General features: G+C 68.7%; 8 protein-coding genes and 1 pseudogene. All 9 read right to left on the minus strand.

Translation table 11 applies throughout. The features are described 5' to 3' along the window. A pseudogene (locus AC27VN_RS20380) lies at positions 1–324 on the minus strand (hypothetical protein); the annotation flags it as partial. Continuing rightward, on the minus strand, positions 315–707 hold the full coding sequence (locus tag AC27VN_RS20385) for a hypothetical protein (protein WP_296784255.1): 393 nt from the start codon (positions 705–707) through the stop codon (positions 315–317). The pseudogene AC27VN_RS20380 and the gene AC27VN_RS20385, both read right to left, overlap by 10 nt. Positions 708–782: 75 nt before the next feature. Continuing rightward, positions 783–1,955 carry a BMP family ABC transporter substrate-binding protein gene (locus tag AC27VN_RS20390; RefSeq protein ID WP_057591996.1) on the minus strand — a complete coding sequence of 391 codons (1,173 nt, stop codon included), beginning with the start codon at positions 1,953–1,955 and terminating at the stop codon, positions 783–785. A gap of 50 nt (positions 1,956–2,005) precedes the next feature. After that, the gene (locus tag AC27VN_RS20395; RefSeq protein ID WP_093340438.1) at positions 2,006–2,926 is read right to left on the minus strand and encodes an ABC transporter permease; all 921 of its coding nucleotides are present in this window, start codon (positions 2,924–2,926) and stop codon (positions 2,006–2,008) included. A gap of 330 nt (positions 2,927–3,256) precedes the next feature. After that, a complete protein-coding gene (locus AC27VN_RS20400) occupies positions 3,257–4,402 on the minus strand; it encodes an ABC transporter permease (RefSeq protein WP_490877682.1) in 1,146 nt (381 codons plus the stop codon). Then, positions 4,395–5,936, minus strand: coding sequence for an ABC transporter ATP-binding protein (locus tag AC27VN_RS20405; RefSeq protein ID WP_490877683.1), 1,542 nt, complete (start codon positions 5,934–5,936; stop codon positions 4,395–4,397). The genes AC27VN_RS20400 and AC27VN_RS20405 overlap by 8 nt, the downstream gene beginning before the upstream one ends. Before the next feature lie 148 nt (positions 5,937–6,084). Then, positions 6,085–7,386 (minus strand): NCS2 family permease, encoded by a 1,302-nt coding sequence (locus tag AC27VN_RS20410; RefSeq protein WP_093340442.1) that lies wholly within the window; start codon positions 7,384–7,386, stop codon positions 6,085–6,087. Positions 7,387–7,530: 144 nt separating this feature from the next. Continuing rightward, a complete protein-coding gene (locus AC27VN_RS20415) occupies positions 7,531–8,508 on the minus strand; it encodes a LysR family transcriptional regulator (RefSeq protein WP_057592004.1) in 978 nt (325 codons plus the stop codon). 193 nt (positions 8,509–8,701) lie between these two features. Beyond that, the coding region (gene xdhB / locus AC27VN_RS20420; protein WP_490877684.1) for a xanthine dehydrogenase molybdopterin binding subunit at positions 8,702–10,599 on the minus strand (1,898 nt) is incomplete at its 5' end.

A 10,599-nucleotide genomic window follows, 5' to 3' on the forward strand; every position in this document is an offset into this window, starting at 1 on the left:
GTTGGGCGACGGCAGCACGAGGCGCAGGCCTTGATGCGCCGCCAGCATCGACTGCGGCGACAGCGACCAGCCCTGCGCGAAGCGCTGCCTGCCGCTGGCCACCTCGGCGCCGCGCGCCTCGGCGTAGCGCTGCGCGCTCTCGTCCTTCCAGGGATAGGGATGGACGATGGCGCCCCGGTCCACGGCGATGCTGACGCAGGTGGAGAAGGACATGACGTCGACGACGACGATGCAGTCCGCGTCGGGCCCGAGCCGCTCGATGGCCGCCAGGCCCCATTCGAGCCGCACCGAGAAGCCGTGCTGCGCGAACGGGCTCAGGGACACACGAGCTCCGTCTTCGCCACCGCGCACAGCCGCGCCTTCTCGGCCTCGGTCAGCGCCGGCCCCTTGACCATTCCGTCGAGCATCAGCACCGCGGGATAGAGCCGCCGGTCGCGCGGGTTCTTGCGGTAGGCCTGCATCACGCGCTGCTGGCTCTCGTCCTTGCAGACCTTGGCCATCTCCCGCTTCACCTCGCGGTCGCGCGCCGAGCCGTCACCGCCGAATTCGCCGGCGAAGTGGAAGCACATCGCGGCATCCTCGACGGCCTGGCGCAGCGGCTGCTCGTCCTTCGAGAAACGCGGCGGCGTTTCGCCGGCCGCGGCGGCGGGCAGCGAGACCAGCGCCGCGAGGACGGCGGCAACGAAGGGGCGAAGACTGCGCAGCATCGAACGGATCCTCCATGAAAAAGGCCGCCCCGAAGGCGGCCTTGCCTGCATCGCGACGCGAAGCAGCCTGCTTGTTTACTTCTTGTCGCCGCCCGGCACCTTGCCTTCGACGCCCTTGACGTAGAAGTTGATGCCGGTCAGGAACTTGTCGTCGGCGACCGCGTCCTTGGCGACCACTTCCTTGCCGTCCTGGCCGAGGATCGGGCCCTTCCAGATCGAGAAGCTGCCGTCCTTCAGGCCCTTCTTGACCTCGTCGACCTTGGCCTTGGCCTCGGCCGGCACGTCCTCGGCGATCGACACGAGGTCGATGGCACCTTCCTTGACGCCCCACCAGGCCTGGCCGGTGGCCCACTTGCCGTCGAGCGCGTCCTGCGTGGCCTTGATGTAGTACGGCGCCCAGTTGATGGTGGCCGAACCCAGGTGGGCCTTGGGACCGTAGGCGGTCATGTCGGAGTCCCAGCCGAAGGCGCGCTTGCCCTTTTCCTGCGCGGTCTTGAGCACGGCCGGCGAGTCGGTGTTCTGGAACAGGATGTCGGCGCCGCCGTTGATCAGGGCGGTGGCGGCCTCGGTTTCCTTCGGCGGGCTGAACCACTCGTTGACCCACACGACCTTGGTCGTGATCTTCGGGTTGACCGACTGGGCGCCGAGCGTGAAGCTGTTGATGTTGCGCAGCACCTCGGGGATCGGCACCGAGCCAACGACGCCGAGCGTGTTCGACTTGGTCATGGCGCCCGCGATGATGCCGGCCATGTACGCGCCTTCGTAGGTGCGGCTGTCGTAGGTGCGCATGTTCTCGGCGGTCTTGTAGCCGGTGGCATGCTCGAACTTGACGTCCTTGCTGTCGTTGGCCACCTTGAGCATGGGCTCCATGTAGCCGAAGGTGGTGCCGAAGATCAGCTTGTTGCCCTGGCCGACCATGTCGCGGAACACGCGCTCGGCGTCGGCGCCCTCGGGCACGCTTTCCACGAAGGTGGTCTTGATCTTGTCGCCGAATTCCTTCTCGAGCGCCTTGCGGCCGTTGTCGTGCGCGAAGGTCCAGCCGCCGTCGCCCACGGGTCCGATGTATGCGAATGCGATGTTGAGCGGCGCTGCCGGGGCCGGCGCGGCGGCGGCGGGTGCCGGAGCCGGTGCGGGCGCGGCGGCCGGTGCTGCCGCTTCTTCTTTCTTGCCGCAGCCGATCAAGGCTGCCGAAGCGACCGCCGTGAGGGCGGCGAGCTTGAGCAGGGAGCGCTTGTTCAGATCATTCATTGTCGGAAATCCTCAAAAAGGACGGGTTGGCGGAAAAACGAAAACCGCGATTATGAGCCGGGGTAGAACGGTTTCCCGATCGAAGCCGGCATGTTGACGCGAATGAATGCGGGGTTGCGCGAGATCAGGGCCAGCACCACGATGGGCGCGATGTACTGCAGCATGCTGAGGAACTGCGAGGGCACGTCGACGCCGCTGCTCTGCAGGTGGAAGCCCAGCATCGAGACGCCGCCGAACAGGTAGGCGCCCAGCAGCACGCGCATCGGCCGCCAGGTGGCGAAGGTGGTGAGCGCCAGCGCGATCCAGCCGCGGCCCGCGACCATGCCCTCGACCCACAGCGGGGTGTAGACGGTCGAGAGGTACGCGCCCGAGAGGCCGCACAGCGCCCCGCCCGCGATCACGGCCAGCAGGCGGATGCGCCGCACCGGATAGCCCAGCGCATGCGCCGACTCGGGCGACTCGCCGACCGAGCGCAGCACGAGGCCGGCGCGCGTGCGGTAGAGAAACCAGATCAGGCCTACCGTCAGCAGCACGGCGACGTAGACCATCGGGTGATGGCGGAACAGCGCGGGGCCGAGCAGCGGAATGTCGGCCAGCACGGGAATCGCATAGCTCGCGCTCTCGGGCAGCTTGGCCTGCACGAAGTTGATGCCGGCGAAGGCCGAGAAGCCGACGCCGAACAGGCTCAGCGCGAGGCCGGTGGCGTACTGGTTGGTGTTGAGCCAGATGACGAGCACGCCGAAGAAGGCGGCCAGCAAGGCCCCGGCGGCCATGCCGGCGAGCAGGCCGAGCCAGGGGTTGTGGGTGGTCACCACGGTGGCGAAACCGGCGATGGCGGCGCACAGCATCATGCCCTCGGCACCGAGGTTGACGATGCCGGCCTTCTCGTTGATGAGGAGGCCGAGCGCGGCGATGGCGAGGACGGTGCCGGCGCTCAGGGTGGAGCCGAGCAGGAGTGCGTAGCTGTCCATTTTTTTAGTGGCTCTCGGTGCTTGGGTTGCTCGGGGTGCAGAGGGGACGGTCGGGGCGCGTGCACAGGACAGCGGGTACTTCCCTCCGCGAATGTCCCCCGCCTTCGGCTCCTCCTTTATTTCGCTGCGGGAAGCACCCACTGCCCTGTGCACGGGAGGCGCAGCGGTGGTGCCGGCCGATCAACCGCTGCGCGTCTGGCGCACGTCGGCGGGGTACTCCCCGCAGCGAAATAAAGGAGGAGGCCGAAGGCCGGGGGACATTCGCGGAGGGGAGTACCCCGTCGGCGTGCGCCCACCCCGAACGAACCCAATCCAAAGCGCAGAACGTCATCACAGCACCCCCTCGGTCGTACGCGCAACCGGCGCCGTCAAAGGCGTACTCGCCTGCAAAGAACTCGTCGTGAGCACAGCAGCCTTCGCAGCGGCCTTGCGACGAACCCGATAGGCAATCAAGGTATCGCAAGCCAGCAGCGTGAACAGCAGCAGCCCCTGGAACACCCCCGTCAGCGACTTCGGCAACCCGAGCCGCGACTGCGCGAGCTCGCCGCCGATGTAGAACATGCTCATCAGGATCGCCGAGAACACCATCCCCACCGGATGCAGGCGGCCGACGAAGGCCACGATGATGGCCGCGAAGCCGTAGCCGGCCGGCACGTAGGGCGTGAGCTGGCCGAGCGGGCCGGCCACCTCGAGCGCACCGGCCAGGCCGGCCGCGCCGCCCGAGGTCAGCAGCGCGATCCACACCGCGCGGCGCGCCGAGAAGCCCGCGTAGCGCGACGCCGCGGGCGCGAGGCCGCCGACCTGCTGCGCGAAACCCGCGCGCGTGCGGAACAGGAACACCCACAGCGCTCCCACCCCCACCAGCGCGATGATCACCCCGATCGTCACGCGCGAGCCCTTGAACAGGCGGGGGATCTGCGTCACCGCCTCGAAGGTCTTCGACTGCGGGAAGTTGTAGCCGTTGGGGTCCTTCCAGGGGCCGAACACCATGTAGCTCAGCAGCAGCGTCGCCACGTACACCAGCATCAGGCTCACCAGGATCTCGTTCGCGTTGAAGCGGTCGCGCAGCCAGGCCACGATGCCGGCCCAGACCATGCCGCCCAGCGTGCCCGCCACCAGGATCGCCAGCACGATCCAGCCGCCCGTGGTCTTGTCGGCCATCAGCGCCACGCCGCCCGCAGCGATCGCGCCGAACACGAACTGGCCCTCGGCTCCGATGTTCCACACGTTCGAGCGGAAGCACACCGCCAGGCCCAGCGCGATGATCAGCAGCGGCGTGGCCTTCACCGTCAGCTCGCCCAGCGCATAGCCGTTCTTGATCGGCTCGTAGAAGAACACCAGCAGGCCCTTGACCGGGTCCTTGCCGAGCGCGGCGAACAGCGCCACGCCGATCAGCACCGTGATCAGCAGCGCCAGGATCGGCGAGGCGAAGGTCCAGAAGCGCGAGAGCTCCGGACGGGGTTCGAGCTTAAGCATGGGCCGCCTCCTGGTTCTTGTGGCTCTTGCCGGGTTGGCCCGGCCACAGCCCGCTCATCCATTCGCCGATCTGCGCCAGCGTGGCCGCCGCGCGGTCGATCGAGGGCGACAGCCGTCCCTTGGCGATCACGTGCAGCCGGTCGCTGATGTTGAAGAGCTCGTCGAGCTCCTCGCTGATCACCAGCACCGCGCAGCCCGCGTCGCGCAGCGCGAGGATCTCGGCATGAATCAGCGCGGCCGCGCCCACGTCCACGCCCCAGGTCGGCTGCGAGACGATGAAGAGCTTCGGGTTGGCGTCGATCTCGCGGCCGACGATGAACTTCTGCAGGTTGCCGCCCGACAGCGAGCGCGCCGCCGCCTTCGGGCCACCGGCCTTGACCTTGAAGCGCTCGATGATGGATTTGGCCTGGCGCTCGAGCGCGCCGGTGCGGATCCAGCCGCCGCGGCCCACCGCGTCGCCGCGCGTCAGCAGCAGGTTGTGCGCGAGCCCCAGCGTGGGCACCGCGCCGCGGCCCAGCCGTTCCTCGGGCACGAAGTGCAGGCCCAGCGCACGACGCGCGCGCGGGCGCAGCCGGCCGGCCGGCTGGTCGAAGACCCGCACCATCGCCGCCTCGGCGCGCACGTCCTCGCCCGAGAGCGTGTAGAGCAGTTCCTTCTGGCCATTGCCCGACACGCCCGCAATGCCCACCACCTCGCCCGCGCGCACCTCGAAGGACACGCCCTCGAGGTCCACGCCGAACTGGTCCTCGCGCGCCAGCGTGAGGCCCTGCACGCGCAGCGCCACTGCGCCCGCATGCACCGGCCGGTGCTCGAGCGGCGGCGGCTCGCTGCCGATCATCAGCCGCGACAGCGACTCGTTGCTCTCGTTCTTCGGGTTGCACACCCCCGTGACCTTGCCGCCGCGCAGCACCGTGCAGGCGGTGCACAGCTCGCGGATCTCGTGCAGCTTGTGGCTGATGTAGAGGATGCTGCAGCCCTCGGAGGCCAGCTTGTTGAGCACCCCGAACAGCTTGACCACCGCCTGCGGCGTGAGCACCGAGGTCGGCTCGTCGAGGATCAGCAGCTTGGGGTCGGTCAGCAGCGCGCGGATGATCTCCACCCGCTGCATCTCGCCCACCGACAGCGTGTGGACCGGCCGCGCGGGATCGATGTCGAGGCCGTACTCGCTCGCCTTGGCCGTGATGCTGCGCGCCACGTCGGCCAGCGCCAGCGACTTGTCGAGGCCGAGCCAGACGTTCTCGGCCACCGTGAGGGTGTCGAACAGGCTGAAGTGCTGGAACACCATGCTGATGCCCAGCGCGCGCGCCTGCTGCGGGTTGCGCAGGTTCACCGGCTGGCCGTCGAAGGCGACGCTGCCCTCGTCGGGCTTGACCGAGCCGTAGATGATCTTCATCAGCGTCGACTTGCCGGCGCCGTTCTCGCCGAGCACGGCGTGGATCTCGCCCGGTTGCACCGCCAGCGAGATGTCGCTGTTGGCGACCACCGCCGGGTAGCGCTTGGTGATGTGCGCGAGCTGGAGTCTGGGTGTTGTCATGCCGGTTCCGTGGGTTGTCTCGTTCGGTACAGGAATGGGCCTCGTCTCGCGGGTTCCGATGTACGTCGATAGCTATAAGTTTAATAGCGTGCCCACGGAATCCGGGCGATGGAAGACCCCGACTCCGGGGCTTCGGCTGATTTCGGGTTCAGTGGCCCGTCACGTAGACGAACTTGAACAGGAAGATGGCGGCGATGACCCACACCATGGCATGCACTTCCCGTGCCCGGCCGGTGAACAGCTTGAGCACGGCGTAGGTGATGAAGCCGAAGGCCAGGCCGTTGGCGATCGAGTAGGTGAAGGGCATGGCCAGCGCGGTCACGGCCGCGGGGATGACCTCGGTGGTGTCCTCCCAGTCGAGCTCGACCAGGTCGCGCAGCATCAGGCAGCCCACGAACAGCAGCGCCGGCGCGGTGGCATAGGCCGGCACCGAGCCCGCGAGCGGCGAGATCATCAGGCAGGCCAGGAACAGCACCGCCACCACCACGGCCGTGAGGCCGGTGCGGCCGCCCGCCTGCACGCCGGCCGCGCTCTCCACGTAGGCCGTGGTGCTCGAGGTGCCGAGCAGCGAGCCCGCGAAGATCGCGCCGCTGTCGGCCAGCAGCGCCTTGTTCATGCGTTCCATCTTGCCGGGCACCAGCAGGCCGGCGCGCTTGGCCACGCCCATCAGCGTGCCGGTGGCGTCGAACATCTCGACCAGGAAGAACACCAGCACCACGTTGAGGATGCCGCCCTTGAGCGCGCTCAGGATGTCGAGCTGCATGAAGGTGGGCGCGATCGACGGCGGCGGCGCGAACACGCCGTGGAACTTGTTGCCGCCGAAGAAGAAGGACAGCACCGTGACCGTGACGATGCCGATCAGGATCGCGCCGCGCACCTTGAGCTTGTCGAGCACCACGATGATCAGGAAGCCCAGCGTGGCCAGCACCACCGGCGCCGAGTGCAGGTCGCCCAGCGTCACGAAGGTGGCCGGCGAGGCCGCGACCACGCCCGCGCTCTTGAGCGCGATCAGCGCGAGGAACATGCCGATGCCCACCGTGATCGCTGTTCGCAGCGACTGCGGTATGCCCTGGATGAACAGCTCGCGCAGCCCCGTGACCGTGACGATCAGGAACAGGCAGCCCGAGATGAAGACCGCGCCCAGCGCGGTCTGCCACGTGTAGCCCATGCCGAGCACCACCACGTAGGCGAAGTAGGCGTTCAGGCCCATGCCCGGCGCCATCGCGATCGGGTAGTTGGCGTACAGGCCCATGATCAGCGTGCCCAGCGCCGCGATCAGGCAGGTGGCCACGAAGACCGCGCCCTTGGGCATGCCGGCGTCGCCGAGGATCGATGGGTTGACGAAGATGATGTAGGCCATCGTCAGGAAGGTGGTGAGCCCCGCGATGACCTCGGTGCGCACGGTGGTGTTGTGTTCGTTGAGCTTGAACACCTTGTCGATCCAGTTCATGGGTTTCTTGTCTCCGGGATGTGTTGTCTCGTGTCGCGTCGTGCGGCGTTGTTCTGAAGAAAAAGCGGGCCGAGCCCGTCCCTGGCGCGAGCTTGGTCGCGCCTCGAGGTCCTTGGGGTTCTGGTGGTGAGGGAGCCGGCGCCGTCAGGCGCCCAGGGGCGGCGGATCGCGCGCATCGCGCGCGGGAGGGGTGGGCGGACGCAGCGAGGCCGCCACGTCCTTGATGCATTCGCGCAGCCAGCGCGCCGAGCTCGACGAGTGGGTGCGCTCGTGCCAGAGCTGGTAGTACATGAGCCGCGGCAGCGCGACCGGGCAGTCGAGGATTTTCAGCGGCAGCCGCGCGGCGAAGCGCTCGCAGTACTGGCGGCCGGTGGTCAGCACCAGCAGGCTCGAGGCCACCATGTCGGGAATCAGCCCGAAGTGCGCGCAGCGCGCCGTGATGTTGCGCTGGCGCCCGAGCTCGTCGAGCATCTGGTCGATGATGCCGCGCCCGCCCGGGTGCATGGGCGTGGGCGCGATGTGCTCGGCCTGCAGCCAGGTCTCGAGGTCCCAGCCGCGGCGCACCGCCGGATGGTCCTGGTTCACCAGCGACACCACCTCGTCACCGAACAGGCGTGCCATGTGCAGGTCCTCGGGTGGCTTGAGCCAGTTGCCGATCACCACGTCGACCTGCCCCAGCGACAGGTGGCCGTGGTAGTCGGAGTCGGGCGACAGCGGATGGATCTCGATGTGGCACAGCGGCGCCTCGCGCTTGACCTGCGCCACCAGCATGGGCAGGAAGATCGGATCCATGTAGTCGCTGGCCGCGATACGGAAGGTGGTGCTGGCCGATTGCGGGTCGAAGCCGCGCGCATCGGAGAACAGCATCTCGGCCGCGCGCAGGATGCTCGCGGCCGGCTCGATCATGCGCAGCCCGGCATCGGTGGGCACCATGCCCGAGCCCGAGCGCACCAGCAGCGGATCGCCCGAGAGCTCGCGCAGCCGCTTGAGCGCGGCCGACACCGCCGGCTGGTACATCCCGAGCCGGATCGCGGCGCGCGAGACGCTGCGGTCGGTCAGCACGGTGTGCAGCACCCGGATCAGGTGAAGGTCGATCTTGTCGAAAAGCGCCTGGTCTCTCATGGCCGCCCGCACGGAAGTGGTCGATGCGGACCGTTATACCGCCGGACCTCGCGATCGGACAGCCGGACGTGCAGGGCGCGAAGCTTGCGCGGAAATCGCAAAAGGAAGACATGACGATGTTCCCCGGGTTCCTTGCTGCGACTTCCGCGTGTTCTTCGCGTCTTCTGCGTTCGGCTGTCCGCTGGTGCGGCGCTCATCCCACCTGCACGGCCGTCACGGCGCGCAGGATCGATTCGCTCGTGGCGGGCGCGTGCAGCGGCGGGTCGACGCGGTGGCCGCCCGCGGCCGACACGGCGTCGCGGATCGCGAAGAAGACCGAGAACGGCAGCAGCAGCGGCGGCTCGCCCACGGCCTTGCTGCGGTGGATCGAGTCCTCGAAGTTCTGGCCCTCGAACAACCGCACGTTGAACACCGGCGGGCAGTCGTTGGCGGTCGGGATCTTGTAGGTGCTGGGCGCGTGGGTCGTGAGCTTGCCGCTCTGCGGATGCCACACCAGCTCCTCGGTCGTGAGCCAGCCCATGCCCTGGATGAAGGCGCCCTCGACCTGGCCGATGTCGACCGCCGGGTTCAGCGACTTGCCCGCGTCGTGCAGGATGTCGGCGCGCAGCAGCTTCCATTCGCCCGTGAGCGTGTCGACGATCACCTCGCTGACCGCCGCGCCGTAGGCGTAGTAGTAGAACGGGCGGCCCTGCATCTTGTCCTTGTCCCAGCTCAGGCCGGGCGTGGCGTAGAAGCCGTCGGACCACAGCTGCTTGCGGTCGAGGTAGGCCTCGCCCACCACGGTGCTGAAGGCCAGCGTGCGGCCGTTGACCTCGACCTTGTCGTTGGCGAAGCGCACCGCGCCGGGCTCGCCGCCATGGCGCTCGGCCGCGCTCTGCGCCAGCCGCTCGCGGATCTGGCGCGCGGCGTCCTGCGCGGCCTTGCCGTTGAGGTCGGCGCCGGTCGAGGCCGCCGTGGCCGAGGTGTTCGCGACCTTGGTCGTGTCGGTGGCCGTGACGCGCACGCGCTCGAAGCTCACGCCGAGCTCGTGCGCCACCACCTGCGCCACCTTGGTGTTCAGGCCCTGGCCCATCTCGGTGCCGCCGTGGTTCACCAGGATCGAGCCGTCGGTGTAGACATGCACCAGCGCGCCGGCCTGGTTGAAGTGCTTGACGTTGAACGAGATGCCGAACTTCAGCGGCGCCAGCGCCAGCCCGCGCTTGAGCACCGGGCTCGCGGCATTGAAGCCGGCGATCTCCTCGCGCCGCGCGCGGTAGTCGCTCGTGGCCTCGAGCTCGGCCACCAGCTCGTGCACGATGTTGTCGGTCACGGTCTGGCGGTAGGGCGTCACGTTGTTCTCGCCCTTGCCGTAGAAATTGACGCGCCGCACGTCGAGCGGATCGCGGCCCAGCTCGCGCGCCACCGAGTCCATGATGTTCTCGATCGCGATCGCGCCCTGCGGGCCGCCGAAGCCGCGGAACGCGGTGTTGCTCTGCGTGTTGGTCTTGCCCGAGTAGCCGTGCATGCTGACGTTGGGCAGCCAGTAGGCGTTGTCGAAGTGGCACAGCGCGCGCGTCATCACCGGGCCCGACAGGTCGGCCGAGTGGCCGGCGCGCGAGACCATGGTGATCTCGGCGCCGAGGATGCGACCCTCGGCGTCGTAGCCCACCTCGTACTCGTACCAGAAGCAGTGGCGCCGGCCCGTGACCATGAAGTCGTCGTCGCGGTCAAGCCGCAGCTTGACCGGGCGGCGCAGCTTGCTCGCGGCCACCGCGGCCACGCAGGCGAACAGCGCCGACTGCGATTCCTTGCCGCCGAAGCCGCCGCCCATGCGCCGGCACTCGACGTGCACCTCGTTCGACTGCAGGTGCATCGCGTGCGCGACCAGATGCTGCATCTCGCTCGGATGCTGGGTCGAGCAATGGATGTGCAGCGCGCCGCCCTCCTTCGGAATGGCGTAGCTGATCTGGCCCTCGAGGTAGAACTGCTCCTGCCCGCCGACGTCGAGCGTGGCCTTGTGGCGGTGCGGCGCGGCCGCGATGGCGGCGCGCACCGCGGCCTCGTCGCCGCCCTCCCCCCCCCCCCCCCCCCCCCCACCCCCCACCCCCCCCC

It is taken from the genome of Variovorax sp. 20P10.2.4 (genome assembly GCF_058244205.1).